This is a genomic window from Solimonas flava DSM 18980 (genome assembly GCF_000426685.1).
Classification (GTDB): domain Bacteria; phylum Pseudomonadota; class Gammaproteobacteria; order Nevskiales; family Nevskiaceae; genus Solimonas; species Solimonas flava.
The window spans coordinates 116,032-142,737 of the sequence record NZ_AUFV01000013.1; the positions used below are offsets into that span (position 1 = coordinate 116,032).

Annotated in this window: 28 protein-coding genes; 9 read left to right on the forward strand and 19 right to left on the reverse strand. The window is 70.7% G+C overall.

The genetic code is table 11. The annotated features are described in order from the left end of the window. Positions 1-127: 127 nt before the first annotated feature. Together K343_RS0114675 and K343_RS0114680 are read left to right on the forward strand one after the other, a co-directional pair. Positions 128-538, forward strand: coding sequence for a hypothetical protein (locus K343_RS0114675; protein WP_028008717.1), 411 nt, complete (start codon positions 128-130; stop codon positions 536-538). Continuing rightward, entirely contained in the window at positions 535-1,524 is a 990-nt protein-coding gene (locus tag K343_RS0114680; RefSeq protein WP_028008718.1) for a hypothetical protein, read from the forward strand. Before K343_RS0114675 ends, K343_RS0114680 begins: the two co-directional genes overlap by 4 nt. 24 nt (positions 1,525-1,548) lie before the next feature. Here K343_RS0114680 and K343_RS22340 read toward each other — a convergent pair whose 3' ends face one another. The 4 genes from K343_RS22340 to bufA2 form a co-directional block, all read right to left on the reverse strand. Then, positions 1,549-2,040, reverse strand: a complete 492-nt coding sequence (locus K343_RS22340) for a DoxX family protein (protein WP_084615910.1) — start codon at positions 2,038-2,040, stop codon at positions 1,549-1,551. Continuing rightward, positions 2,018-2,932 (reverse strand): HvfC/BufC N-terminal domain-containing protein, encoded by a 915-nt coding sequence (locus K343_RS0114690; protein WP_028008719.1) that lies wholly within the window; start codon positions 2,930-2,932, stop codon positions 2,018-2,020. Before K343_RS0114690 ends, K343_RS22340 begins: the two co-directional genes overlap by 23 nt. Further along, a complete protein-coding gene (gene bufB, locus K343_RS0114695) occupies positions 2,929-3,783 on the reverse strand; it encodes an MNIO family bufferin maturase (protein ID WP_028008720.1) in 855 nt (284 codons plus the stop codon). The genes K343_RS0114690 and bufB overlap by 4 nt, the downstream gene beginning before the upstream one ends. 73 nt (positions 3,784-3,856) lie before the next feature. Then, the gene (gene bufA2 / locus K343_RS0114700) at positions 3,857-4,144 is read right to left on the reverse strand and encodes a BufA2 family periplasmic bufferin-type metallophore (protein ID WP_028008721.1); all 288 of its coding nucleotides are present in this window, start codon (positions 4,142-4,144) and stop codon (positions 3,857-3,859) included. 228 nt (positions 4,145-4,372) lie between these two features. Here bufA2 and K343_RS0114705 point away from each other — a divergent pair, with 228 nt between their 5' ends. Then, the gene (locus tag K343_RS0114705; protein WP_028008722.1) at positions 4,373-5,287 is read left to right on the forward strand and encodes an AraC family transcriptional regulator; all 915 of its coding nucleotides are present in this window, start codon (positions 4,373-4,375) and stop codon (positions 5,285-5,287) included. 12 nt (positions 5,288-5,299) lie between these two features. On the opposite strand, the gene K343_RS0114710 is transcribed toward K343_RS0114705, so the two are convergent. The 3 genes from K343_RS0114710 to K343_RS0114720 all read right to left on the reverse strand — a co-directional run bounded on the left by K343_RS0114710 (position 5,300) and on the right by K343_RS0114720 (position 9,686). Beyond that, complete coding sequence (locus tag K343_RS0114710; protein ID WP_161628902.1) at positions 5,300-6,571, reverse strand: MFS transporter; 1,272 nt, start codon at positions 6,569-6,571, stop codon at positions 5,300-5,302. Between the two features lie 86 nt (positions 6,572-6,657). Continuing rightward, a complete protein-coding gene (locus tag K343_RS22345) occupies positions 6,658-8,028 on the reverse strand; it encodes a DUF1329 domain-containing protein (RefSeq protein WP_051278482.1) in 1,371 nt (456 codons plus the stop codon). An 11-nt stretch (positions 8,029-8,039) separates the two neighbouring features. Then, positions 8,040-9,686: a DUF1302 domain-containing protein gene (locus K343_RS0114720; RefSeq protein WP_028008724.1), complete on the reverse strand. Its 1,647-nt coding sequence runs from the start codon at positions 9,684-9,686 to the stop codon at positions 8,040-8,042. Positions 9,687-9,974: 288 nt separating this feature from the next. Here K343_RS0114720 and K343_RS0114725 point away from each other — a divergent pair, with 288 nt between their 5' ends. Then, entirely contained in the window at positions 9,975-10,847 is an 873-nt protein-coding gene (locus K343_RS0114725) for a helix-turn-helix transcriptional regulator (RefSeq protein WP_028008725.1), read from the forward strand. A 15-nt stretch (positions 10,848-10,862) separates the two neighbouring features. Here the strand turns inward: K343_RS0114725 and K343_RS23575 are convergent, their stop codons facing one another. From K343_RS23575 to K343_RS0114770, 9 genes are all read right to left on the reverse strand, one after another. Beyond that, positions 10,863-11,567, reverse strand: a complete 705-nt coding sequence (locus K343_RS23575) for a TetR/AcrR family transcriptional regulator (RefSeq protein ID WP_161628903.1) — start codon at positions 11,565-11,567, stop codon at positions 10,863-10,865. Positions 11,568-11,719: 152 nt separating this feature from the next. Further along, positions 11,720-13,444, reverse strand: a complete 1,725-nt coding sequence (locus tag K343_RS0114735) for an FAD-dependent oxidoreductase (RefSeq protein WP_245585207.1) — start codon at positions 13,442-13,444, stop codon at positions 11,720-11,722. Between the two features lie 17 nt (positions 13,445-13,461). Further along, positions 13,462-15,387: a pyrroloquinoline quinone-dependent dehydrogenase gene (locus K343_RS0114740; protein WP_028008728.1), complete on the reverse strand. Its 1,926-nt coding sequence runs from the start codon at positions 15,385-15,387 to the stop codon at positions 13,462-13,464. Continuing rightward, positions 15,384-16,226 carry an NAD(P)-dependent oxidoreductase gene (locus tag K343_RS22355; RefSeq protein ID WP_051278487.1) on the reverse strand — a complete coding sequence of 281 codons (843 nt, stop codon included), beginning with the start codon at positions 16,224-16,226 and terminating at the stop codon, positions 15,384-15,386. Before K343_RS22355 ends, K343_RS0114740 begins: the two co-directional genes overlap by 4 nt. Before the next feature lie 20 nt (positions 16,227-16,246). After that, positions 16,247-17,053 (reverse strand): SDR family oxidoreductase, encoded by an 807-nt coding sequence (locus tag K343_RS22360; protein WP_051278489.1) that lies wholly within the window; start codon positions 17,051-17,053, stop codon positions 16,247-16,249. A gap of 23 nt (positions 17,054-17,076) precedes the next feature. Further along, entirely contained in the window at positions 17,077-17,820 is a 744-nt protein-coding gene (locus tag K343_RS0114755; protein ID WP_028008729.1) for an SDR family oxidoreductase, read from the reverse strand. A gap of 51 nt (positions 17,821-17,871) precedes the next feature. Continuing rightward, a complete protein-coding gene (locus K343_RS0114760) occupies positions 17,872-18,198 on the reverse strand; it encodes a 2Fe-2S iron-sulfur cluster-binding protein (protein ID WP_028008730.1) in 327 nt (108 codons plus the stop codon). Positions 18,199-18,241: 43 nt separating this feature from the next. Then, positions 18,242-19,744 (reverse strand): aldehyde dehydrogenase family protein, encoded by a 1,503-nt coding sequence (locus K343_RS0114765; protein WP_028008731.1) that lies wholly within the window; start codon positions 19,742-19,744, stop codon positions 18,242-18,244. Positions 19,745-19,772: 28 nt separating this feature from the next. Beyond that, a complete protein-coding gene (locus K343_RS0114770) occupies positions 19,773-20,267 on the reverse strand; it encodes a hypothetical protein (protein ID WP_028008732.1) in 495 nt (164 codons plus the stop codon). A 247-nt stretch (positions 20,268-20,514) separates the two neighbouring features. Here K343_RS0114770 and K343_RS0114775 point away from each other — a divergent pair, with 247 nt between their 5' ends. From K343_RS0114775 to K343_RS0114790, 4 genes are all read left to right on the forward strand, one after another. Further along, positions 20,515-21,699: a 3-ketosteroid-9-alpha-monooxygenase, oxygenase component gene (locus K343_RS0114775; RefSeq protein WP_161628904.1), complete on the forward strand. Its 1,185-nt coding sequence runs from the start codon at positions 20,515-20,517 to the stop codon at positions 21,697-21,699. A 21-nt stretch (positions 21,700-21,720) separates the two neighbouring features. Further along, positions 21,721-21,882, forward strand: a complete 162-nt coding sequence (locus tag K343_RS0114780) for a rubredoxin (RefSeq protein WP_028008734.1) — start codon at positions 21,721-21,723, stop codon at positions 21,880-21,882. A 158-nt stretch (positions 21,883-22,040) separates the two neighbouring features. After that, positions 22,041-23,612, forward strand: coding sequence for an FAD-dependent oxidoreductase (locus tag K343_RS0114785; protein WP_051278490.1), 1,572 nt, complete (start codon positions 22,041-22,043; stop codon positions 23,610-23,612). A gap of 5 nt (positions 23,613-23,617) precedes the next feature. Continuing rightward, entirely contained in the window at positions 23,618-24,034 is a 417-nt protein-coding gene (locus K343_RS0114790) for a c-type cytochrome (protein ID WP_028008736.1), read from the forward strand. Between the two features lie 156 nt (positions 24,035-24,190). Here K343_RS0114790 and K343_RS0114795 read toward each other — a convergent pair whose 3' ends face one another. The 3 genes from K343_RS0114795 to K343_RS0114805 form a co-directional block, all read right to left on the reverse strand. Further along, positions 24,191-24,832, reverse strand: coding sequence for a hypothetical protein (locus K343_RS0114795; RefSeq protein ID WP_028008737.1), 642 nt, complete (start codon positions 24,830-24,832; stop codon positions 24,191-24,193). Between the two features lie 117 nt (positions 24,833-24,949). Beyond that, positions 24,950-25,603, reverse strand: a complete 654-nt coding sequence (locus tag K343_RS0114800) for a glutathione S-transferase family protein (RefSeq protein ID WP_028008738.1) — start codon at positions 25,601-25,603, stop codon at positions 24,950-24,952. A gap of 14 nt (positions 25,604-25,617) precedes the next feature. Then, a complete protein-coding gene (locus K343_RS0114805) occupies positions 25,618-26,109 on the reverse strand; it encodes a VOC family protein (protein WP_028008739.1) in 492 nt (163 codons plus the stop codon). A 457-nt stretch (positions 26,110-26,566) separates the two neighbouring features. Here K343_RS0114805 and K343_RS0114810 point away from each other — a divergent pair. Then, a partial coding sequence (locus tag K343_RS0114810; RefSeq protein WP_028008740.1) for a transposase occupies positions 26,567-26,706 on the forward strand: 140 nt, incomplete at its 3' end.

Sequence of the window (26,706 nt, forward strand, 5' to 3'; positions counted from 1 at the left end):
CGGCGCCCGCGCCGCGCCGCCTGCTGCAAACGGATGATGCTCGGCGCGGCGCGCACGGTGCGTCTTGCGCGCCGCCACGCGACGCGCCATCGTCGCGCCGGGGGCATCACCGAAAAAGGGGGACCACATGCCGGAACTCAGCCAGGACAATCCTGCCCACGTCAGCATCTATTTCTTTCTGCGCGTGGCGGAACATCAGACCGATCGCCCGTTCACCGGCGACGATCAGCATCCCGGTGCCGGCACGCAGCGGCTGCGCGACCTGCTCTACTACAACAGCGCCGCGACGCCGGCCCTGCTGCGCCAGATCGCCGCGATGATGGCGCACAAGCTGGTGCTCTGCATCGAGACCTACTACACGCGCCAGCGCGAGGACGACTACGCCGATCTGACGCTGCCCGAGCTGGTCGCCGAGTTCGCCAATCTGCTCGTGCAGGGCGGCGCCACTGTCTACGAACTCGCCGAAAAAGCCGACGCCGTGTTCCGCTACCGCAACGAGAAAAGCGCGGTGATGCCGATCGGAGGCGACGCGCTATGAAAGCGATCCACGGCCTCGCCCTGCTCTGCCTGCTGTCCGCCGGCACTGCGCTCGCCACCGACAGCCCGGCGCGCCCGGCGCCGTACCTGCAGCTCAAATACTTCGAGCCGACCGGCGGCGACGGCGACGGCCAGGGCCGCGGCGGCCTCGGCTTCAGCTACGGCTTCGACCTGAAGCTCGCCGACACCGAGCCGGACGTCTGGCGCAGCGACGAGAAGTTCTCGCAGTGGCGTCTCGGCCTCAAAGCCGACGGCAACGTCGCTTTCGACGCCGACCTCAATCCCGCCGACTTCCTGAAGACGGCGTTCGATTTCCTCTACGAATACTCCTGGGTGCAGAACTACCGCAGCGACCTGCCGGCCGACTGCAATCCGCAGGACCCGGCGACGATGGCGAACTGCCCGGACGATCTCAGCGGCGACGCGCTGCGGCTGGCGGGCGGCGCAAGCGCCAGCCTCGAATCGGACCAGCGCTTCGACAACAAGGCCTACACCTACGGCGGCGTGCTGGCGGTGGTCTACAACCCCGCGCCGTCGTCGCCGGCGGCGCGCCTCAATCCGTTCGAGGCGCCGTTCCGCCTGCTGCGCCAGCTCACCGGCGAGGAACTCGGCTCGATGCCGGCGCCGAACAGCTTCCCGGTGCTGCGTCTGGCCTACGAGCGCGTCGATCCGGACCAGGACGACGCGCGCAAGGCGGCGGAAGGCACGCTGCAGGCCTACGACCGCATCGGCGCCGAGATCGGCTTCACCACGGTCGCCGGCCGCGCGTCCGGCAAGCGCGTCAACTTCGACCTGTCGTGGCGCATCTTCCAGGAGATCGCGCCGTCCGCCGCGGTGCGCGCCGCCGACCTCGACCGCTTCCAGTACCTCGCCGCCGCGCTGGAACTCGACGGCGGCTGGCGCCTGACCTACACCACCGGCAAGCTGCCGTTCGACCAGCGCAACGACGACGTCTGGGAACTCGGCTACCGCTTCCACTTCGAGTGAGCGCGGCCACCGGCCCGTGCGCCCTCAGCGCGCGGGCCGCGGCCGCGAGGCCAGCCAGGCGTCGACGCTGACGCGGCCCGGCCCGGCCATCAGCAGCCAGAAGAAGACGAGCACGTACAGCACCTCGTCGAGCTCGACGAACTCGTCGAGCGTCGAGATGCCGGGCAGCACGACGACGACGAGCGCGACCAGCATGTTGAAGATCATCGGCAGCATCGTCAGCCGCGTCGCCAGGCCGAGCATGATGAGCAGGCCGCCGGCGAACTCGGTGCAGGCGCTGACGGCGGCGCTGAGTTCCGGCAGCGGGATGCCCCAGTTCGCGAAGCGCGCGGCGAAGCCGTCGAGGTTGTGCAGCTTGGCCCAGCCGGTTTCCAGCCAGAAATAGCCGAACACCAGGCGCAGCAGCAGCGGCGCCAGCCCGTCATAGCGCGCCGCCAGGCGCAGCAGGCGCTCGCGCAGCGCAGCGGACGCCGGCCGGGGCGCGGCGGCGGTGTCACTGAGGGTCGGGGTTTGCATCGCGGGACTCCGGTTCTGGAAGCAGGGATTCGGGAAACAGCGGTTCGGGAAGCGGGGGTTCGGGAACCGGCAGCACCGCGGCCGGCGGCGCGGCGAAGCGCATCAGCAGCTCATCGTCGAGCCAGCGCTTGAGCAGGCTCGCGGCGCGCAGCGCGACGTCGGCCTGCGCGGTGACGCCGGCCAGACCTTCGCAGAGCGCGCCGAAGCGGCAGCCGCCGCGCAGCGCCGGCAGCACGGCGACCTCGTCGTCGTCGAGCGCGCGCCAGTGCACCTCGCGGCCGCGGCGCCAGAGCAGCCAGACGCGCGGCGCGACGGTGCGCTGCGGCGCCGGCAGCGGCTGCTGCTGCGCGTGCGCGAGCACCCGCGCCGGCGCGTTGCCGCGCAGGCGCAGCAGCCGCGTCGACGGCCGCAAACGCAGCGGCAGCGCCGCCCAGCGCGCGGCCTCGATGCCGGCCAGATCGGCGAGCAGCGCGACGTCGGCGTCGGCGGCGTCGAAGACCTCGCCCTGCGCCCACTCGAAGGCGGCCAGCTCGGCAAGCTCGTCGCGCCGGGCGGGTGCCACGCCGGGCGCGCGGCGCAGCCAGCGCGGCAGGTGCCGGCCGAAGTCGCGCAGCGACGGCCGGTCGGACGGATGCGCGACCAGATAATCGCGGCCCAGCGCCGCGAACGCGGACGCGCCGAGCACGGCCTGCAGCACCGGATAGTCGCGGCCGAGCACTTCGACTAGGCGCAGGCGATAGGCCTCGGTGTAGACGCGGGCGCGGATGCGCGCGTCGCCGGCATCGCGCGCGGCGAGCGCCGGCGCGGCGGCGCCGTGCAGCAGCGTCGCCGTCCACTGCGCCTGCCAGTCGGCGAGCGCGGGCGCGGCGTGCAACGCGGGCCGCGCGCTCATGCCGCCGCCTGCGGCAGCGCCGCCGCGGCGATGGCGCGCGCCTGATCGAGTTCGGCGAGCAGTTCGGCGAGCGGCGGCATGCGGTCGTCGCGCTCGATCATCGCCGGCAGCGCGCCGAAGCGGCGCAGCGCGTAGGCGTAGAGCGCCCAGACTTCGGCGCAGACCGGCGCGTCGTGCGTGTCGATCAGCAGGCCGCTGCCCGGCGGCCCTTCGCTGTGCCCGGCGAGATGGATCTGCCGCACGCAGCCGCGCGGCAGGCCGTCGATGAAGTCGTGCGGATCGAAGCCGTGGTTGCGGCTGTTGACGTAGACATTGTTGACGTCGAGCAGCACGCCGCAGCCGGATTCGGCGACGACCGCGGCGATGAACTGCCACTCGCGCAGCGGCTCGCCGGCGACGCGCACATAGCTGGAGACGTTCTCCAGCGCGAGCGGCGCACCGAGCGCGTCCTGCACCTGGCGCACGCGCCGCGCGACGTGGCGCACCGCCTCGTCGGTGTGCGGCAGCGGCATCAGCTCGTGCAGGTTCACGCCGCCGGTGCCGGTCCAGCACAGATGATCGGAAATCAGCCGCGGCCGCACGCGGCGCGCCAGCGCGGCGAGGCGGCGCAGGTAGTCGCGGTCGAGCGGATCGACGCCGCCGATCGACAGCGACACGCCGTGCATCGCCAGCGGATAGCGCTCGGCGATGCGGTCGAGCCAGTACAGCGGCGGGCCGCCGCCGACCAGATAGTTCTCGCTGACGATCTCGAACCAGTCGAGCGCCGGCGCGCCGGCGACGATGGCTTCGTAGTGTTCAGAGCGCAGGCCGAGACCGAAGCCGTGCAGCGGCGGAGACGGAAAGGCAGGCATCGCAGGCTCGCGTGAAGGCGGACGGGACGACGGCAGGCCCTCGCCGCGTGCAGCGAGGGCCGCGCGCCGGACTTCAGTGCGCCTTCTTCTCCGGCGCCTCGAACTTGCCGCCGGCCGCGGTGCACTCGTCGGCGCCGGCTTCGGTGAAGCCCTGGCCCTTGCAGGCGTTCTGGCCCTTGCAGGCGTTGTGCGCGCTCTTGCAGGCGCTCTGGCCCTTGCAGGCGTTGGCGCCCATGCAGTGCCCGGCCTTGCCGGCGGACTCGCCGGCCTGCGCCATCGGCGCGGCGAGGAACAGCGTGGCGGCGGCGGCCGCGAGCGAGAAACCGGACAGCGAAGCGGACTTGGCGATCGTGACGGACATGGTCGTGTACCTCGTGGTGTGAAGAAGGATTTGCCGTTGCCGGCAACGTCGCCGGCGGTCCGGCGCGACGTCGGAGCCATCTTCGCCAGCGCCACCGCGCGCCGATATTTCCGCGCGTCCCGCCGATATGCCGCAGCGTCCGGCACGCGCGCCGGCGTGAACGATCCGCACCGCGACAGGGACGATCGGGCATGGCCGCGCGCGCGAACGCTGCCTACGATGGCCGCCATGAACCTGCCCGCCGCCCGCCCCACGCCCCCGACGCTCGACGCCGTGCTCGAATCGGTGCTCAGCGCCTATCAGCTGCGCGTCGAGATCACCGCCAACGTCCGCTACTGCGGCAGCTGGCACGAGCGCGAGCCGACCACGCGCTTCGGCCAGTTCCACCTCGTCACCGAAGGCGAATGCTGGGTCAGCGGCGAAGCGCTGCCGGCGCCGGAACATCTGGTGCGCGGCGATCTGATCGTGTTTCCCTGCGGCGTGCGCCACTCGCTGGCCTCGTCGCCGGACCCGCGCCTGCCGCCGGCCGATGCCGACGCCGTCACCTCGATGCTGTGCGGCGAGCTGGAATTCCTGATGGGCCAGCACAACCCGGTGTTCAGCGCGCTGCCGGCCTGCTTCATCGTCCGCGCCGCCGACAGCAGCGACGCCTTCCGCCAGCTCGCGGCGATGCTGATCGAAACGTCCGAGGACCGGCGCTGGGGCCGGCAGATGGTGCAGAACAAGCTCGCCGACTCGCTGTTCACGATGGCGGTCTGCGAGTACGTGCGCAGCGTCGGCGAGCCGCGCGGCCTGCTCGCGGCGATGACCGATCTGCGCCTGTCGCGGGCGCTCGCGGCGATGCACGAGCGGCCCGGTGAGGACTGGACGATCCAGGCGCTCGCGCAGCTCGCCGGCATGTCGCGCACGGCGTTCGCCGAGCGCTTCGCGCAGACCGTCGGCCTGCCGCCGATGCAGTACCTCGCGAACTGGCGCGCGACCGAAGCGCGGCGCCTGCTGAAGAACCGGCGCCTGTCGGTGGCGTGGATCGCCGAACTGCTCGGCTACCGCAGCGAGGCGGCGTTCCGGCGCTTCTTCAAGCGCGTCGAGGGCGTCGGCCCCGGCCGCGTGCGCGCGGCGCCGAGCGACGCCGCACCACGCTGAGCGAACGCCCGCTCAGGCCGGACGGCCGAGCGCCGCGCCGGCCGCGCGCGGCGGCGGCTCGCGGCGCGGGATCAGCAGCACCAGCAGCGCCGCCAGCAGCATCGCGCCGATGAAGACCTGGAACGCCAGCGTGTAATCGCCGCGCGCGTCGAAAGCCTGGCCGACGAAGCGCACGGCGAGCAGCGTGACCAGCATGTTCAGCGGATTCATCAAGCCGAGCACGCCGCCGAAGGAGCGCGCGCCGAAGCGTTCGGCGACCAGCGCCGCCCACAGCGGCAGCTCGCCGCCGGTGGCGATGCCGGCGAGGCAGCACAGCGCCAGCAACAGCGGGAACGGCGGCTGCGCGATCAGCGCCAGCAGCAGCACGATCATGCAGGCGGCGACGACCAGCAGCAGCCAGCGCTTGTCGACGCGGTCGGCGAGCGCGCCGAACAGCAGCTTGCCGAGCACCGAGCAGAACGCCATCGCCGACATCAGCAGCGTCGCCTGCGCCAGCCCGATGCCGGCGTCGGTCGCGTACGGCACCAGCGACACCAGCAACGCCTGATTGGTCGCGAACACCAGCGCCACCGACAGGCCGATGCACCAGAAGCCGCGCTCGGCGAGCAGCGCGCGCGTGGTCCACAGCGGCCCGTCGAGCGCGGCGCCGGCAACGGCCGCGGCGTCGCCGTCCGGATGCAGGCCGCGATCCTGCGGGCGGTCGCGAATCACCAGCCAGGCGAGCAGCGGCATCAGCACCGCGATCAGCGCCGCCTGCACCAGCAGCGCCGCGCGCCAACCGTGCGCGGCGAGCACGAAGGCCATCAGCGGCACGATCACGCTGCCGCCGATCGAGGTCGCCACCGCGGCGATGCCGAGCGCCTTGCCGCGATGGCGAACGAACCAGCGCGTCGCCAGCGTGTTGGCGACCAGCGGGCCGATCGCCACCGAGCCCGGCGCCATCAGCAGCGCGATCGCCAGCGCGATCACGACGATCGAATCGCTGCTGGCGACGACCAGCATGCCGGCCGCCATCGCCAGCGCGCCGCCGATCATCAGGCGGCGGATCGAATGGCGGTCCATCCAGCGCCCGAGCAGCGGCGCCGACAGACCCATGCCGACGTAGAACAGCAGCATGCCGTTGTTGGCGCTCGCGCGGCTGATGCCGAAGACCTCGCAGATCGGCTTCACGAACAGGCCGAAGGCGTAGATCGTGCTGCCGATCGCCAGCATCTCGCCGACGAAGGCGGCGGCCAGCACCCACCAGCCGGCGAAGATCCGCGTCTCCCGGCTTCCCGTGCTCACGTGCATCGCGGTCGCTCTCCCGTGTCGGTGGCCGGCGAAGGCCGGCGCGCATCGCGCCGGCCCCGCCCTGCCTGCGCAGCGGCGCCTCAGGTGCCGCCGCGGCGCACGCCGTCGGTGGTGAACTCGCCCGGCCGCGGCTCGCGGCGGTTGAAGCGTGCCGAGCTGGGCTCCTCGCTGGTGATGTTCTCGGCGCTGTACGAGCCGGCGAACAGGTCCTGGTAGATGCTGGCGTTGAGGTAGTAGAACTTGCCGTCGTAGGCGTAGGTCGGGCAGTTCATCGCCGCGCGCCAGAGCTGGCCGCGCGTGTCGTAGTTGTCGGCCAGCAGCATGTGCCAGCTGTCCTCGTCGATGTACATGCGGCGCTTGCCGTAGACGTGGCGCGTGCCCGGCTTGAGCAAGCCCTCGATGACCCAGACGCGGTGCAGCTCGTAGCGGATCTGCTCCGGATTGGGATGACCGCGCGTCGAGATCAGGTCGGCGTACTTCATCGACGGATCTTCGAGCCGGTTGGTGTGATACGGCACGTAGACCTCGCGCTTGCCGATCAGCTTCCAGTTGAAACGCTCCGGCGAGCCGTTGAAACCGTTCTGCTCGTCGACCACGCGCGGACCCGAATCCATCGGGTAGTCGTAGCCGACGTCCGGCGACTTGCGCAGGCGCCGCGAGCCCGGGTCGTACTGCCAGGCCTGGCGCGGGAAGCCGATGAAGTCGAACGAGTTGACGGTGAAGGTGATCTTGCCGGCGTCGCGCGGCGGCGCCTTCTGCGTGCTGATGCTCGTCGAGTAGACGCCGTCGTCCCAGTTGGCGCGGTCGTCGCCGCGGATGTAGCGGTTGTAGGCGATCAGCTCGGTGCGCGACCAGGCGACGCTGCCGTTCGGCTGCACGTAGGCACCGACGTTCGGCGCCTCGTACATCCAGCCGGAGACCACCGACATGACGTTGTAGAGCACCTCGCTGCCGTCCTTCGGGATCGGGAACGCCGGCCCGCCGTAGGCGCCCTTGAGCGTCAGCCCGTCGTTGCTCAGCCTGGCGCTGGTCGCATTGAGCTTGACGTTCTCGTAGACGCGGTCCTCGTAGCGGAAATCGCGATGGGTCGGATAGACGTTCATCCGGTACGTCTGCGGATACTTCGCGAACAGCGCCTTCTGGCCATCGCTGAGCTTGTCGGCGTACTGCGCGAGGTTCTGCGCGGTGATCGTGAACAGCGGTTTCTCGCCGGGATACGGATCGGCGTTGCGCTTGCCGTCGTACTGCACCTGCGGCGGCACGCCGAGCCACTTGCCGGACCAGACCGGGATGCTGCCGTCGGCGTTGCCGGCGCGCTCGGCGCCGAGTGGCGTGAGCGTGGTGCCGAGGGCCTTGGCCTCGTCGGCCGAGACCGCGGCGTGCGCGGCGAGGCTGAACGCAAGCGGGATCGCCGCGGCGAGGGCGCGCGCACAGGGGATGCGAATCGTCATGGAGCGTCTCCTCAGAAGCTGTACTTGGCGTTGAACGCGGCGTAGCTGCGGTCGGCGAGCGTGCGGTTTTCGAGGCTCGCGCCGCCGGCGTAGCCGTTGTAGGTCAGGCCGAGTTCGAGGTTGTTGAGATACTTGAGCGTGCCGCCGACCGCGTAGCGGATGTCGCCCTTGCCGGTGTAGCTGCCGAGCGCACCGCCGATCGCCGACTTGCCGCTGATGTCGTAGCCGTTGACCAGGCTCAGCGTGAAGTCCCAGCCCGGGAACACCTGCTTGTAGCCGGCCTGCGCGAGGAACTGGACGGCGGTGGCGTCGCGCGTGTTGCTGATCTGGTCGTAGCGCACGCTGCCGCCCATGCCGTCCGGCACGACGATGGCGTCGACGTCCTGCACATGCACGTAGCCGACTTCGCCGAGCAGCGTCAGGCTGTCCCACAGCGCCGTCGGCAGCAGCAGCTTGGTGACGTTGAGGTTGCCCTGCCAGACGTCGCCGCGCGTCGGCACCGGCGACGTGCCGACGTTGACGTTGAGGCCGGCGTCCTGACGCAGGCTCACCTCGGCGCCGATCGCCGCGCCGAGCACTTCGCTCGACAGCGCCAGCGCCGACATCTTGATGTCGTCGGTGTAGACGATCTGGTACTGGCTCGGGATCGCCAGCGTGCCGACGCCGGGAATCGTCACCGCCGTGGTCGTGGTGGTCGCGCCGACCGGGTTCTTGTCGTGATAGCGGATGTGGTAGGCCGAGACCTCGGTCGCCTCGCCGAACAGATAGCGCAGGCCGGCACCCCACTGGCCGCTGTCGCCCGGTTCGATGTCGCGGCCGCGCGGCACCTTGCTCGACAGGCCGAACAGGGCCAGCACCGGATCGAGCGGTTCGAGCTGCGGCACGCGCAGGAACGTGGCGCCGGGGCCGGTGACGTCGCTGGTGCTGAAGTAGCCGCCGACCGGATTGAGCTCGGTGCCCTTCCATTCCCACTGCCAGTAGGCGAGCGCGCTGAAGCGGTCGGTGAGACCCCACTGCGCGTAGATCTGCCCGGCCGGCAGCAGGATCTCCTTGACCTCGGTGCCCGGCACGTTGGACTTGGTCGCGTCGGCCGGCGCCTGCGCGCCGCTCATGTTCGGAAAGAACAGGCTCTCGCCCCAGGACACCACCTGGTTGCCGACGCGCACGTCGAGCGCCGTCGAACCGATCGAGAAGTTGCCGTAGGCGTAGGCGTCGAGCAGGCGCGCGCGCTTGCCGAGATAGTCGCGCGCCGAGCCGGTGAACTGGTCGTAGTCACCGGTGCGGTTGATCGTGCCGGGCGAGTCGTTGTCGTTCTTGTGGAAGTAGACGTCGTCGTAGAACGCACTGCCGCGCACGAACACGCCGTAGCGCTGGTAGCGGAAGTTGGTCTCGGCGAGCAGCGCCAGGCGGTTGTTGATCAGCGCGCCCTTGTCGTAGTTGCGGTCGCCGTCGTCGCCGTTGACGTTCGAGATCAGCGTTGCATCCGGATCGTCGACGCGCACCGCCAGGCTGTAGGTCAGGTTCGCCAGGTAGTCGAGCGTGAAGCCCGAGCCGAGGTCGACGCTGCCGGCCCAGGCCGGCGCCGCCGCCAGCGCGGCGACGATGCCCACGCCGACGCCCGCGCCGCGACCGGGGCGCTTGTGCCTTCTCACTGCCATGTTCTCTCCTCCGCACGTTTGCGTTGCTTGTGCCGCGGTCTGCGCCGCGGGTCGTCTTCGATGCAGCGCAACATCGGCGCGGCGTGGACGACCTGCCGAGCGTGCGCGTTCGGGCCTGCCGATTTCTTGGTGAATCCGTCGCGACTTGTTGTTTTTTTCGTACTGTCAGCTACCGCACGGCGGGGCGTCATCGCCGTTCGTCCGGTCTGCCGATCTACGCTATCCGGATGACATCGGCGGACGAAGGCCGCGCTAGGCTCGTCCGCATTCCCGTGTGGAGGTTCGCCGATGACGATGCCGGCCATCCCGCGCAGCGCGGTTTCACCGTCCTTCCATACCGTCGCGACCGTGGTCGCGACCGGCGATCTGCGCCGCTGCGGCGCGCGCGGTTCGGTGCTCGAGCTGCGCGATTCCGAGATCGACTACTCCACCGCGCCCGCGCATCTGTGCTTCTGGGTGCCGCTGTGCGGCGGCATCACCGTCTCGCCGCGCAAGGGCCAGGCCTACGGCGTCGCCGGCGAACGCCTGACGATCAGCCCGCCCGGCTCGGTCTGGCGCGGCGCCTGGCGCGGCCGCATGAGCACGATGATGCTGGAGATCCATCCGGCGGTACTCGACGAGCTGGCGCCGGGCCGCGTCGTCTATCCGAATCGCGGCGAGCTGCTGCTCGCCGAGGATGCGACGCTGCGCCACAGCATCCTCGCGCTGCAGCACAGCCTGGCGCTGTCGACGCCGGACGACGGCCTGTTCGCCGGCCACATCGCGCGCGCCGTCGCCTGGCACTATCTGCGCCGCTACTGCAGCACGCGCGTCGCCGACGACGACCGCCGCAAGCTGACGCCGGCGCAGCTCAAGCGCGCGCTGGAGCTGATCGACGCGCGCCTCGCCGACAAGCTCGCGCTCGACGAGCTGGCCGAACTGCTCGATCTCAGCGTCGCCACCTTCTGCCGCCGCTTCAAGCACAGCGTCGGCCTGCCGCCGTACCAGTACGTGCTGCGCACGCGCATCGAGCGCGCCAAGGCCCAGCTGGCGCGCCACGAACGCTCGCTGTCGGAGATCGCGCAGGCGCTCGGCTTCTACGACCAGAGCCAGTTCAGCAACGCCTTCCGGCGCATCGTCGGCATCAGCCCGCGCGAGTATCGGCGGCGCCTGCAGTCCTGAAGAAGCGGCGCGCTCTCAGCGCTCGCCGACCATGCCGAGCAGCGCCAGCTTGATGCGCTGCAGGTGGCGGTCGACGTGGCGCAGCTTGCGCTCGAAGACGTGCTCGATCGACAGGCCGGTGAGGAAGCAGTGCACGAAGGTCATCGCCTCGCGCAGCTGCGCGTCGTCGAGCCTCGAGTCGCTGAAGATTTCGCGCATCAGCTTCTGGTGCGCGCGGATGTGTCGCTCCTCGGCGCGGCTCGGCTGCGCGCGCTGGAAGCCGCGCATCGCCAGCAGGATCTCCAGCGCGACCAGATAGAGGTCGTCCTGGTAGTGCGCCCACATCAGCTCGACGAAGCGGTCGACGCGGCCTGCCAGCGGGCCGCCGCGCAGCGCCGGATCGCTCATGCGCGCCGAGAACTGCTGGTGCGAGCGCTCCAGGATCGCGTCGAGGATGTCTTCCTTGGCGCCGAAGTGATGCTGCGCGGCGCCCCAGGTCATGCCGGCGCGCGCGGCAATGCGGCTGGCAGTGGCGTTGGCGAAGCCGCCTTCCTTGATCAGCGCGATGACGGCGCCGATGATCTTGTCGCGCGCCAGCTGCGTCTTCTGCGCCTGGCGGCCGAGCGGGGCCTCGCCGGCCCCGGCCGCGGCGGCGCCGGTCGCGCGGCGCGCCGCCGCCGGGGTCGCAGTGTGGCGGACGGCCGTCTTCGGCGCGGACGCCGGGGTCGCGGCCTTGCGCACCGCGGCCTTCTTCCCGGGCGCCGGGCTCGCAAGCTTGCGGACCGCGGTTTTCCTTTCGGGCGATGCGGGCGCGGTCTTGCGGACGGCGGCTTTCTTCTCGGGCGATGCGGGCTTCGCGCGCGGACGCGCGCCGGGGGCAAGCTTGGCCATGCTCAGGCGGGGGACGGGATGCGCTCGGAATCGGGGGCGCGATTGTCCACCAGATCGGCGCAGGCGTGCTCGGCGGCGAGAAAGCCGAACGTCATCGCCGGCCCCAGCGTCGCGCCGGCGCCCGGATACCAGCGGCCGGTGACCGAGGCGGCGACGTTGCCGACCGCGTACAGGCCGGCGATCGGCCGGCCCTGCGTGTCTAGCACGCGCGCCTGCGCGTCGGTCGCCAGCCCGCCCTTGGTGCCGATGTCGCCGGGATGGATCTGCAGCGCGTGGTACGGCGCCTCCGTCAGCGGCGCCAGACAGGGATTCGGCTGCACGCGCACGTCGCCGTAGAGCCGGTCGTAGGGATTCTCGCCGCGCTGGAAATCCTCGTCGCGGCCGGCCGCCGCGAAGCCGTTGAAGCGCGCGACCGTGGCGGCGAGACCGTCGCCGTCGATGCCGAGCCGGCCGGCCAGTTCGCGCAGCGTCGCGGCGCGCGTCAGCAGCCCGCGGCGGATGCGCCGCGGCTGCAGCCAGTTCAGATGCATGCCGCCGGGCAGCAGCGGGCCGAACGGATACTCGCGGGCATAGCGCGCGTCGAAGATCAGCCAGGCCGGCAGGTTGCCGGCGCCGTACATCGCCTGCACCGCGGTCGTGTAGGCGACCGATTCGTTGAAGAAGCGCCGCCCCTGCGCGTTGACGACGATCGCGCCCGGCATCGAGCGCTCGGTGAACAGCATGCGCGCGCGATCCTCGCCGGCGATGTGCATCGTCGGCCCCCACCAGGCTTCGTCGAGCAGGCGCGTGCCGGCGCCGATCGCCTGCGCCGCGAGCAGCAGATCGCCGGTGTTGTGCGGGCTCGCCGCCGACCAGCGTGTGTCGGTCGGCTGCGGCAGGTAGCGCTCGCGCAGCGCCTGATTGTGCTCGAACCCGCCGCTGCCGAGGATCACGCCGCGCCGCGCGCGAATCGTCTCGCGGCGGCCGCCGCGCTCGATCTCGACGCCGGTGACGGCGCCGTGCGCGTCGGTCAGCAGCCGCGTGACCGGCGCGCGCAGCCAGATCGGCACGCCGAGATCGAGCAGCGAGCGACGCAGGCGGCCGATCAGCGCGTTGCCCATCGTCAGCCGCCGCGAGCGTCGCGAGCGCAGCCGCCACGGCAGGTCGAGGGCGTAGACGGCGACCAGCTTCAGCAGCAGCAGCCACCAGCCGGGCGACTTGCTGAGCAGGATCGCGCCCTCGGTGTTGCTGTAGCCGATCAGGCCGAGCACGCGCGTCTGCCGGTGCGGCTCCTGCAGATCGAGAAAGTCCGCGCCGAGCGCGCGCGCGTCGTACGGCAGCGGATCGACCGAGCGGCCGCCGGTCTTGGCCCCGGGCAGATGCTGGTAGTAATCGGCGTAGTAGGCCATCGCCTGATAGGCGACGCGGCTGTGCGCGCACAGCCAGCGCAGCATGCGCCGGCCGTGACGCACGAAGGCGCGCACGTTGGCGTCCGGCACAGTGTCGCCGAGCAGCTGGCGCAGGTACTGCAGCGCCTCGTCCTCGCTGTCGTCGATGCCGCAGTCGGCCATCAGGTGATTGGCCGGAATCCACAGGCCGCCGCCGGAAGTCGCCGAGGTGCCGCCGTACTGCGCGGCCTTCTCGACGATCAGCACCCTGGCGCCGGCGTGCGCGGCGCGCAGCGCCGCGGTCAGCGCGCCGGCGCCGGAGCCGACGACGACCAGATCGGTTTCATGCTGTGCAGCCATCGGCGGCGGCGCGCGCGTCATCGTCCGTCCAGCGTGTAGGCGACGACGGCGTCGCCGACTTCGGTGCCGAGCGCGCCGTGGCCGCCGGCCGCGATCACCAGGTACTGCGGCCCGCCGGCGCGCACGCGATAGCTGATCGGCACCGCGGTGCCGGCGTACGGCAGCGTGTCGCGCCACAGCTCGCGGCCGTCGGCGGCGTCGAAGGCGCGCAGGTAGCGGTCCATCGTCGCGGCGACGAAGACCAGACCGCCGGCGGTCTGCATCGAGCCGCCCGAGTTCGGCGTGCCGGTCTCGAAGTGATCGCCGAACGGCGCCATGCCGCGCAGCGTGCCGAGCGGCCGCTCCCAGAGCCGTGCGCCGCTGTCGAGGTCGATCGCCACCAGCTTGCCCCAAGGCGGCGGCACGCACGGCGTCTTCAGCGGCGACAGGAACGGCGCGCGCTCGACCACGTACGGCGTGCCTTCCTGTGGATTGACGCCGACCAGATCGCTGCCGTCGCCGGCGCCGCGGTACTGCGCGCGCGGCACCAGGCGGATCACGAACGGCGCGACCTGCAGGTTGACGATCAGGCGCCGCCGCACCGGATCGACCGACACCGAGCCCCAGTTGATGCCGCCGCCGAGACCCGGATATTCGAGCGTGCCCTGCAGCGATGGCGGCGTGAACACGCCGCGATAGTCGAGCGCATCGAACGCGGCCTGACACTTGCCCTTGTCCCAGAAGGTCAGGCCCCAGAGCGCGTCGCGCTGCAGACTCAGCGGATGCAGCGGCGCCGGCCGGGTCGGGAACGGCTGCGTCGGCGCGGCGCGCTCGCCGGGCACCGTCGACGCCGGCACCGGCCGCTCCTCGACCGGGAACAGCGGCCGGCCGCTGAGACGGTCGAGCAGGAACACGAAACCGAGCTTGGTCGCGGCGATCAGCGCCGGCGTGCCGTCGCGCGCCGTGTACGACACCGGCTGCGCGGCCAGATCGTAGTCCCACAGATCGTGGTGCACGGTCTGGAAGTGCCAGGCCGGCCGGCCGCTGCGCGCGTCGAGCGCGACGACCGACGCGCCGTAGTAGTCGAGATCGCCGCGCTCGGCGCCGCCGTAATGGTCCGGCGCGGCGCTGCCGGTCGGCGCGAAGATCAGATGACGCTCGGGATCGGCCGACATCAGCGCCCACACGTTCGGCGTGCCCGGCGTCAGCGTCGCACCGTTGGCGAGGTCCGCGGCCGTCACCGCCGGCATCGTCGGCGGCACCGGATCCCAGACCCAGCGCAGCGCGCCGCTGCGCGCGTCCCAGGCGCGGATGCCGCCGCCCGGCGCGTTCGTGCGCTGGCCGTCCTTGACGAAGGCGCCGGTGACGACCAGATCGTCGATCAGCAGCGGCGCCGAGGTCGCGTAGTACTCGGCCTCGCGCAGCGCGCCGAGCCCCTGCCTGAGATCGACGCGGCCGTCGCGGCCGAAGCCGGCGCAGGGTTTGCCGCTGCGCGCGTCGACGGCGAGCAGACGCGCGTCGAGCGTCGCCTCGTAAATGCGCTCGGCGCAGGCCGCGCCGGCCGCCGCGGAGGCGTCGCGCCAGTAGGCGACGCCGCGGCAGACCGGCGCGTAGACGCCGTGGAGATCGACCTTCGGATCGTGCGTCCAGCGCTCGCGGCCGGTCTCGGCGTCGAGCGCGACGATGCGGTTGTACGGCGTGCAGAAATACAGCGTGCCGTCGATCATCAGCGGCGTCGCCTCGAACGCGGTCGCGCCGTGCACGGCATTGCCCTTCGAGAAATCGCCGTGCCGGTAGGTCCACTTCGGCTTGAGCCGGCGCACGTTGTCGACTCGGATCTCGGCGAGCGGCGAATAGCGCTGGCCGCCCGGCGTGTTGCCGATCTGCGGCCACTGCGCCGTCTCCTCGCCGCGGGCGCCGGCGGCGACGCAGACCAACGCGAGCGCGGCGAGCCAGCGCCTCATGCCGCGTCACCGACGAACACGCGCTCGATCAGCGTGCGCAGCCGGGCCGTCGCCGGCAGCTCGACGCCGAGCGCCGCCGCGCTCTGCAGCGCCGCGTCGAGGTCCTTGGCGGCGAGTGCCGCGAACGGCCCGAAGGCCTGGCGCCGCGCGTCGCCGCCGCGCGCCGCGAGCGCCTCGCGATTGCCGTGGAAGGCTTCCATCTGCGGCGTGACCACGCCGTTGGCGCGGCCGACCTCGATCAGCAGCCGCGGATCGAGACCGGCGGCGCGCGCCAGACGCGTGCCCTCGTCGAGCGCCGCGAACGCGGCGTAGCTCATCAGGTTGTTGCAGAGCTTGAGCGCGATGCCGCAGCCGAGCGGCCCGGCGTGCACGATCTTGCCCGCCCAGGCCGACAGCACCGGCCGCAGCCGTTCGAGCAGCCGGTCGCTGCCGCCGACCATCGCGCACAGCGTCGCCGCCTCGGCGCCGGCCGCACCGCCGGTGATCGGCGCGTCGACGACGTGAACGCGCCGCGCCTCGGCCTCGCCCGCCCAGCGCAGCAGCGCCGCCTGCGTCACCGTGCTGTGCACGGCGACGATCGCGTCGGCGCGCAGGTTCGCAAGCAGGCCGTCGTCACCGTGCAGCAACGCGTCGACGTCGTCATCGTCGCGCACGCACAGGCCGACGACGCGGCACTGCGCGGCCAGCTCGCGCGGCGTCGCCGCCTGCGCGCCGAGCGCGACCAGCTCGGAGAGCGGCGCCGGCGCGAGGTCGTGCACGTACACCGGCTCGCCGAGCTTGAGCAGGTGGCGCGCCATCGGCTTGCCGATGTTGCCGAGGCCGATGAATCCGATGCCCATCGCGATGCTCCGATCCGGATTCAGCCGGCGACCTGTTCCTGCTTCCAGTCGCTTTCGAGCAGCTTCGGCGTCGGCACGTTCGGCCGCAGCTCGATGAACTCGATGGCGACGCCCGGCGGCAGCTCGAAGCAGTTGGCGATCGCCTCGCCGACCACGTCCGGCTGTACCGCGCCGTCGAACTGCGGACCCTTTTCGAGCCAGGCCGCCATCGCTTCCGGCAGCGCCGCCGGATCGAAGTTGGCGACGCTGCCGGTCGCCACCGCCCCGGGGCTGAACAGCGTGACCATGATGCCGTCGCGCTTGACCTCGCCGCGCAGCTCGTTCGTGAACTGGTCGAGCGCCGCCTTGGCCGCCGAGTACAGCGCCATGTGCGCGAACTCGTTGTCGTGGCGCACGCTGGCCGACGACAGATTGACGATGCGGCCGCCGCCGGCCGCGCGCAGCGGCGCGATCGCCAGCTGGCAGGCGAACACGGCGCAGAGGAAATTGAGATCGACGAGCTTGCGCACCTCGTCCTCCGGCATCTGCTCGATGCGGCGCGCGAACTGGAAGCCGACGTTGTTGACCAGACCGTCGAGCCGGCCCCAGCGCGCGACGACGGCGTCGAAGGCGAGGGCCAGCGCGGCGCGGTCGCTGACGTCGACGGCGAGCGCCAGCGCGCGGTCCGGATCGAAGCCGGCCAGCGCTTCCTGCAATGCCGCCGCGCCGCGCGCGAGCAGCGCGACGCGGGCGCCGCGCGCGGCGAGCGCGCGGGCGGTCGCCAGGCCGATGCCCTTGGACGCGCCGGTGACGACGATGACCTGGTCCTGCACGCGCGATGCGTTCATGTCTTCGTTCTCCGTGGCGCGCGTCAGGCGCGCATCAGCTGGCCGCCGTCGACGTTCATGACCAGACCGGTGACCCAGTCGGCGTCGTCGGACAGCAGGAACAGCAGCGCCTTGAGCAGATCGTCCGGCGTGCCGAGCCGGCCGAGCGGCATCTGCGCCACCATCGCGTCGAGATACGGCTGCGGCACCTTGTCGCGCAGCGCCTGCGTGTCGGTCGGCCCGGGCGCGATGGCGTTGACGCGTATGCCCTTGGGCCCGAGCTCGCGCGCCAGCACGCAGGTGATGCCGTTCACCGCGAGCTTGGTGATCGAGTAGTAGTCGATGTTCATCCAGGCCGCGGTCGAGGACTGGTTGACGATCGCCGCGCCGCGTTTCAGATACGGCGCGACGGCGCGTGTCATCACCACCGCGCCGAGCATGTTCACGGCGATCACCTTGTTCAGGTAGCCGAGATCGACGCTCATCAGCGGATTGAATTCCAGCGAGCCGAACAGCGCGGCGTTGTTGACCAGATAGTCGATGCCGCCGAAGGCGTCGACCGCGCGCCGCGCGAGGGCCTGCGCCGAGGCCTCGCTGGACACGTCGACGGCGGCGAACAGCGCCTTGCCGCCGGCCTTGCCGATCGCCTCCGCGACGCGCCGGCCCTGCGCCTCGTTGATGTCGGCGACGACGACCGCGCAGCCGAGCCGGGCCAGGCCGCGCGCATAGCCCTCGCCGATGCCCTGGCCGGCGCCGGTGACGATGACCACCTTGTCCTTGAAATCCATGCGTCGCGTTTCCTCGTTGCGGTATCCGTCTAGTCGTGAGCTGCGGCCGGCTCAGCCGGCGTTGCCGTCGGCGGGCAGGCCGACTTCGAGGCCGTCCATCGCGGCGCTGATCGCGATCTGGCAGCCGAGCCGGCTGTTCGGGCGGCGCAGCGCCAGAGCGTCGAGAATCTGCCGCTCGCCTTCGGCCGGCGGCGGCAGGCGCTCGACCCAGTCCGGCGGCAGGTAGCAATGGCAGGTCGCGCAGGAGCAGATGCCGCCGCACATGCCGACGACGCCCGGCACCATGTTCAGCGTCGCGCCTTCCATCAGGTTCATCTGCGGATCGACGTCGACCGTATGGCGCGTGCCGTCGTGCTCGATATAGGTGATCGCAACCATCGCTTCGTCTCTCTCCGATGCCTGTGTGCGCTGCGGCCGAAACTCAGGCCGGCACCGCCACGGTCTTGATCTGCAGGTATTCCTCGAAGCCCTGCACGCCCATCTCGCGGCCGATGCCGCTCTGCTTGTAGCCGCCGAACGGCGCGTCGGGCGCGAAGAAGTTCGCGCCGTTGACGTTCAGCGTGCCGGTGCGGATGCGCCGCGCCAGACGCAGCGCGCGCCCGACATCGGCGGAGACGATCGCGCCCGACAGGCCGTAGATCGAGTCGTTGGCGATGCGCACCGCGTCGTCGTCGTCGTCATAGGGGATCGCCACCAGCACCGGGCCGAAGATTTCCTCCTGCGCGATGCGCATGTCGTTGCGCACGTCGGCGAACAGCGTCGGCTCGACCCAGTAGCCGCGCGTCAGGCCCTCGGGAATGCCGCCGCCGCAGACCAGGCGCGCGCCTTCGCGCCTGCCGGTCTCGATGTAGTCGAGCACGCACCGCCGCTGCCGCTCGCTGACCAGCGGCCCCATGATCTGCTGCGGCGCGTACTGATCGCCCGGCCGCACGTACGCGAACATCGCCTTGAGCGTTTCGATGCCTTCTTCGTAGCGCGACTTCGGCAGCAGCATGCGCGTCGGCAGCGCGCAGCCCTGGCCGGCGTGGTAGCAGACGCCGAGCCCGGACAGCAGCGCCGTCGAAAAATCGGCGTCGTCGAGAATGATGTTGGCCGACTTGCCGCCGAGTTCGAGGAAGACTTTCTTCACGGTGTCGGCGGCGGCGGCCATGATGCGGCGGCCGGTCGGCGTCGAGCCGGTGAACGAGATCATGTCGATGCGCGGATCGCGGCACAGCTTCTCGCCGATCGCGGCCGGATCGGACGCCGTCAGCACGTTGAACACGCCGGCCGGGATGTCGGTCTGTTCGGCGACGAGCTTGCCGAGCAGCGTCGCCGTCCACGGCGTCTCGGGCGCCGACTTGAGCACCACCGTGCAGCCGGCAGCGAGCGCCGGCACGACCTTCGCCATGTTGATCTGGAACGGGAAGTTCCACGGCGAAATCGCGGCGACCACGCCGGCCGGCTCGCGCCAGACGAGGCGCCGGCTCGGCACGCCCATGTTGGCGGTGACCGGCAGCTCGCTGTCCCAGGCGTAGCGCGCCATCAGCTCGATCACGTAATCGAGGATGCCGATCGGGCCGTCGCCCTGCGGGCCGTTCTCGGTGATCGCCATCGGCGCACCGGTTTCGGCGACGACCTGCGCGCGCAGCGCGGGCGCACCGGCGCGCAGCGCGTCGCGCAGCTGCATCAGGCAGCGCCGGCGCAGCGCGCGGTCGCCCGCCCAGACGCCGGCGTCGAAGGCGCGGCGCGCGGCGGCGATCGCCAGCTCGGCATCGTCGAGTCCGGCGTCGGCGACCTCGCCGATCACGGCCTCGGTCGCCGGATCGACGTTGGCGTAGCGCCTGCCGGAGCGCGCCGCGACGAGGCGGCCGTCGATCAGCAGTCGCGCTTCGCCGGCGGTGGCGGGCGCCGCGGTGCGCGCGGCGGAAGGGGCCAGGGTCATGGCATGAGCTCCGGAAGCGATGGACGGATCAGGCGACGCGCGGCCGCAGCACATGCAGGCGCAGCATCAGCAGGCCGAAGATGACCAGCCACAGGCCGTTGAAGATCACCACCGGCACGATCTGCGCGCCGGTCTGGCGATACGTCAGCAGCTCCCAGATCAGATAGAAGCCGATCGCGTACGTCATCATCCCCGCCATGAAGGTCGCGAGGCCGCGATACCAGCGGCGATCCTGACGTCCGGCGGCGAAGACGATCAGCGACAGCACGTAGAACCACGAGAAGAAGAACATGTCGAGCTCGTTGACGAGGCGCAGCCACAGCGGCGCGTCGACGTAGATCGGCTCGACCTGCACGTAACCGAGCCAGGCGCGGCCGATCCAGCTCGCGCCGCAAGGCCCTTCGATGCCGAGCTTCAGGCCGTCCCAGCCGCAGCCGAACACGAACAGCGGCGCGTAGACCAGCGACATGAAGCTGGTGAACAGGAACAGCACGATCAGCAGTCGGTCCAGCCAGCGTGACATGCGGCGTTTCTCCCTGTTCCCGTGAACCCCAATGAAGGCCCGTCGTTGCGAGCGCAGCGTAGCCATCCGGTCCGCAGCCCGGCCCGGCACGTCGCCTGCGGCACCTCGCGATGACGTCGGCCGAAGATTCACGCCGACGCCGATACGCATTCATCCCCCGTTTGGAGGACGAGTTGCAAACCATGCGCCTGCAATGTTTTGCGCGACATCCGGCGGCCACACGGCCACCGCGCAGACGGAGACGAAGATGGAAGGCAATCGGCATGGCGGCGATCTGAACTACGCCGCGGACACCCTGAAGCAGTCGTCGGCCTCGACCGTGCAGCGCAACCTGCAGACCATCCCGCGCCTCGCCGACGGCGCGCCGCGCTATGCGCGCGGCTGGCACATGGTCGGCTGGAGCGACGAGTTCCCGCAGGGCCAGGTGGTGCCGCGCGACTACTTCGGCATGCGCCTGGCGTTCTATCGCGGCGACGACGGCCAGGTCCGCTGCCTCGATGCGTTCTGTCCGCACCTCGGCGCCGATCTGTCGGCCGGCAAGGTCATCGGCAACGCGCTGCAGTGCCCGTTCCACAACTGGCAGTACAACGGCGGCGGCCAGTGCGTGAAGATTCCGTACTGCGACAAGATTCCGGGCCGGGCGAAGACGCGCGCCTTCGAGACCCGCGAGATGAACGACACGGTGCTGATCTGGTTCGATCCGGAACTAGGCGCGCCGGACTACGAGATCCCGCCGCTCGCCGATTACTCGCCGGCCGATGCGGCGGACGCGAAAGGCTGGACGCGCGGCTGGCGGCGCTTCCGCATCACCATCAAGACGCACCCGCGCGAGGTGATCGAGAACACCGTCGACAAGGGCCACCTGCTGCCGATCCACGGCTACGACGTCGACCGCTGGCTGCCGATCTGGAACGGCCACATGACCGGCGAGCTGATGTGGGGCACGCACACGCGTCTGGCCGCCGACGTCCGGGACGACAAGCTCTACGTGCGCTCGGTGACCTACGGCCCCTCGTACCAGTACACCTGGCAGACGCAGGACTCGCGGCTGTTCGACTCGGCGATCCTCACCGCCTGGTGCCCGGTCGACGAGAACACGCTGGAATACTGGTTCGGCGTCATCGTCAAAGCCAACGCCGCCGAGTTTCCGCCGGAAGCGCTCGAAACCGCGGCGCAGGGCTACTGCGAGGCCTCGTACGACGCCTTCATGGAAGACGTCTACATCTGGGAGCGCAAGCTCTACCGTCCGGAGCCGACGCTGTGCGCGAACGACGGGCCGATCGCCAAGCTGCGGCGCTGGTACGCGCAGTTCTACACCGACCGCAAGGATCTGCCGGCGCCGCTGCACAACAACAACCACCACTGGACCGTGCACGACCTGCGCGACCGCCGCGACGAGGTCGTCGCCGCCCAGGACGAGGCGCTGGCCTGACCCTGCGAAAGGACGAAGCCGATGGCGAAGTGGGAGTGCACGATCTGCGGCGACGTCTACGACGAAGCCGCAGGAGACCCGGAGCGCGGGATCGCGCCCGGCACGCGCTGGGAAGACGTGCCGGAGGACTGGGTCTGCCCGGATTGCGGCGCGGCCAAGGACAGCTTCGAGAAGATCGGGTAGCGGGCACCCGTGAATACCCCCTCTCCCCGCCGGCGGGGAGAGGTTCAGGGTGAGAGGTACACGCGATCGGCGAAATACCGACAGCAGATCGGGCCGCGCGCCCCTCTCCCCATCCCTCTCCGCGCAGGCGGGGAGAGGGAGACAAGCGAGGAGAGACGATGAGCGATCACGACAGCGACGCGGCCAGCAGCAGCTCGCGCCGTGCCTTCCTGCGCCGCCTGGCGCTGGCTTCGGCCGGCGCGGCGGCCGGCGCCGCGAGCTTCGATCTCGCCGCCGCCGCGCCGGTGCAGCGCCGCGAAACGCGGCACTGGGACGCGAGCACCGACGTGCTGGTGGTCGGCTCCGGCGCCGGCGGCATTGCCGCGGCGATCGACGCGCGCCGCGCCGGCGCCGAGGTGCTGGTGCTCGAAAAATTCCAGGTGCCCGGCGGCTCGTCGAGCATTTCCGGCGGCGTCTGTTACCTCGGCGGCGGCACCGCGCTGCAGAAGGCGCTGGGCTTCAGCGACAGCGTCGAGGCGATGCACGACTACATCATCGCCGCCAGCGGCCTGCACGCCTCGCCGGAAAAAGTGCAGCGCTACTGCGAGGGCAGCGTCGAGCATTTCGACTGGCTGGTCGGCAACGGCGTGGTCTACGCGCAGAAGTTCTCCGACGAAAAGGAGATCTCGATTCCGGACGGCTCGCTGTACTACTCGGGCAGCGAGCGCGTCTGGCCGTTCCGCGAGCGCATCCCGCCGGCGCCGCGCGGCCACGTGCCGCCGTCGCCGCACCTGATCGGCGGCCGCGATCTGATGCACGCGCTGCTCGACGCCGCGCAGCGCGCCGGCGTGCAGTTGCGCACGCGCCAGTCGGCCGAGCGCCTGATCGTCGAGGCCGACGGCAGCATCGCCGGCGCGATGGTCGTCGACGAGCGCGTGCCGGGCAGTCCGAAGACGCTGGCGATCCGCGCGCGCCGCGGCGTGGTGCTCGCCGCCGGCGGCTTCATCCACAACCGCGAGATGGTGCAGCGCTTCGCGCCCGAGCTGTACGCGTGTTCCGCGCCCTGGGGGCGCGGCGGCGACCTCGGCATCGGCATCCTGATGGGCATGGCGGTCGGCGGCGCCGTGCAGCGCATGCATCACGGCTTCGTCGTCATTCCGATCTACCCGCCCGAGGACATCGTCAAAGGCATCATCGTCAACGCGCGCGGCCAGCGCTTCGTGCCGGAGGACGGCTACTACGGCCTGCTCGGCCACGAGATCGCCTTCCACCAGGACGGCCGCGCCTGGCTGATCGCCGACGATGCGATCGCCTACAAATGGGACGACTTCCGCCTGCCGGTCGCGGCCACCGCGCCGAGCATCGCCGAGCTCGAAACGCGCCTCGGCATGCCGCCGGGCGCGCTGGTGCAGAGCGTCGACTACTACAACGCGCACGCGCGCGATGGCGCGGACCCGCTGCTGCACAAGGCGGCGAAGTTCGTCGCGCCGCTGGGCCGCGCGCCGTACACCGCCTACGACCTCTCGGTGCAGAACGTGTTCGCGCCGGTGCACACCTTCGGCGGCCTGCAGACCGACGTCGACGCGCGCGTCATCGGCGCCTTCGGCGATCCGATTCCCGGCCTCTACGCCGCCGGCCGCACGGCGGCGAGCATTCCGGTCGCCCCGTACATCGGCAGCGGCATCTCGGTCGGCGACGCCAGCTTCTTCGGCCGCCGCGCCGGCCGCCACGCCGCGCAGCGCAAGGTCTGAAGCCCATGAACCATCCGCTCGTGAAAACGCTCCTGCTCGCCGCCGCGCTCGGCGCCGCGCTGCCGGCCGCATCCGCATCCGCCGACGCACCGGCAGCGGACGGCACCGTCGCCGGCGACGCGGCGCGCGGCCGCAAGGTCTTCTTCCAGTGCCGCACCTGCCACTATCCGGAGAAGGCCTACGGCAACCACAACGGCCCGAACCTCTACGCCATCTTCGGCCGCAAGGCCGGCACGCGCGAAGGCTATGCGTACTACTCGGAGACGATGAAGAACGCCGGCTTCGTGTGGACACAGCAGCTGCTCGACTTCTGGCTCGCCAACCCGAAGACCTTCCTGCCCGACAGCTCGATGGTCGTGTTCGCGACGACGCCGCAGGAGCGCGCCGACCTCATCGCCTATCTGCAGCAGTTCCACGACTGAGAAAACGCTGAATCCATCCGTCATCGCGAGGTAGCGCCGCGGCCGCGGCGCTCCGGAGCAGTCGCCGGCGCAGGGCGCGACCGGATGGCTTCGTCGCCCGCAGCGCCTCGCGATGACGGAATGCGGACTTAGTCAGACCTGCCCTGGCCGCCCCGCTCACGGCAGCGCGTAGAAGTGCCGCAGCAGCAGATGCGCCGGCAGGTACAGCAGCAGCGGAAAGCCGACGAGCGCGATCAGCAGCCAGGCCCGGGCCGGCATCCAGCGCTGCGGCGCGTCGTCGGAAAGGCCGTAGACGTAGTTGATGTTGACCGGCGCCAGGCCGCGTCGCGTCGACGGTGGCGACGGCGGCGGCATGAAGAAATAGCAGACCAGCACCAGCACGGTGGCGATCGCGGTCCAGACCGGCAGCGCGCGCGGATCGTAGCCGGTGCGCGTCAGCAGCCACAGCAGCAGCAGCGGCAGCCAGCCGTGGAACAGCGACAGGCCGCGCAGGAAACGCGAGCGCTGGCGGTCGAACATGTAGTCGGTCATCCCGCTCAGGCGTCCGCCGGCCAGGCGCACCGCGAAATCGAGCAGCCAGAACATCTGCGGCAGCAGGATGCCGACCGTCGGGATCGACAGCAGCAGCGCGTTCTCCGTCCACACGCCGGCCAGCGTGAACAGCAGCGCGACGTCGCAGAAGTAGAGGAAGTTGGTCGGCCCGTAGCGGCGCAGATAGACCGGCAGCAGCACCGCCATGAAGGCGGTGTAGCCGAGCTTGAGCAGCAACGGGATCGGCGCGTGCGCGGCGAGGTCCATGGACGTTCGAAAGGAGCGAGGCCGGCCGACCATAGCAAGCCGCGCCCGCGCGCGGCCACCGGAGCGGCCGCCGGGCAGCGGCCGCGCCGGCAACGCGGCGCGACGCGCCGACCTGCCTCAGTCGCGGTCCGGTGCGCCGAGCGGAAAGTACGACCGGTACGGCCGCGCCTCATCGACGCAGCGCGCGAACGACGGCCGCGCCAGCAGGCGCCGGCGGTAGGCGATCACGTTGGCGAACTTCGGATCGATCGCGTGCGTCCAGTCGGCGTAGAACAGCGACGGCGCCGCCGCGCAGTCGGCGAGGCTGAAAGTCTCGCCCGCCGCCCAGGTGCGCTTCGCCATCACGCCGTCGAGCCAGGCGTACGAGGTTTCGAGCATCCGCCGCGCCTCGTCGACGCCGTACGGATCGCGATGGGCCTCGGGGCGCAGCGCGTTGTAGACGACGCGCCCCTGCGGCGTCATGACGTAGTTGTCGAAGAAGCGATCCATCATCCGCACGTCGAGCGTCGCCTGCGGGTCGTCCGGGATCAGCGACACCGGGCCCGGATGGAAGCGCTGCAGGTGCTCGATGATGATCGTCGATTCGAGCACCGTGCGGCCGTCGTCGACCAGCAACGGAAAGCGCTTGATCGGCCACAGCGCCACCAGTTCGGCGTCGACGGCCGGCGTGCCGACCTGGCGGTATTCGAACGGCGTGCCGTTCTCGTAAAGGGCGATCAGCACCTTGTGGCAGTACGACGAGAACGGGTGTGCGTAGAGTTGGAGGGACATCGGCATTCCTTTCCTCAGCCTGCGTAGGCACGGCGCAGCGCCGCGAGATCGAGCTTCTGCATCGGCATCAGCGCCGCCATCACGCGCTCGGTTGCGGCTGGCGCGCCGGTGATCCATTTCACGATGTCGGCCGGCACCACCTGCCAGGACACGCCGTAGCGATCCTTCAGCCAGCCGCACTGCCCCGCGCTGCCGCCATGCGCCGCCAGCGCCTGCCAATAGTGGTCGATCTCGTCCTGCGTGGCGCAGTCGATCTGAAACGAAACCGCCTCACTGAAATGGAACTGCGGGCCGCCGTCGAGCGCGGTGAAGTGCTGGCCGTCGAGTTCGAATTCGACCGTCAGCACCGAGCCGGGCGCGTGGCCGTGAATCTCGCGACCGGCCTCGGTGTAATACGACGTCGCGATAATCCGCGAGCTCGGGAAGATGCCGGTGTAGAAGCTCGCGGCAGCCTCGGCCTGCCCGTCGAACCACAGGCAAGGGGCAATGCGGCATTTCAAGCTCATCCTGGTCTCTCCTGACCCCGGCGGACCGGCCGGCACGGGCATGGCCATGCGCCATGCCCTGATACGTCGAACGAGCCGGGCCGGAATCGACATCAGGGCCGAGGTACGGGCGTCGATTAAATGAAAAGCAGGTCGGACGGCACCGTGTTCGATCCGAATCAGGCGGCGGCCGCCTGATTCAACACAGCAGTAGAGCGTTTCCGAAGGTTGCGCAGGAGAAGACAGCGGATCATGGCGTAGACGGTCGGACCGTCCGGGAAACAAAGTCGATAACCAGCGTGAGCGAGGCAAAAGCTCGTTGCGAACGTATGGCGCTCCCGGCGCGGATATCCATGAAGGCTCGGCCTGCATCGCGGGCCCTCGACGAAGCCGAATGTACGACTGCAACGGTAATCCCCCCGCCGAATAGCTGACGTCAGAAGTGGAATTTTCTCGTAATCTTTCCCGAGGAGGTTCCATGAAGAAGTCTCGATTCACCGACAGCCAGATCATTGCAGTCCTGAAGCAGGCGGAAGCCGGCACGCCCGTGCCGGAGTTGTGCCGCGAGCACGGCATCAGCTCGGCGACGTTCTACAAGTGGCGCAGCAAGTTCGGCGG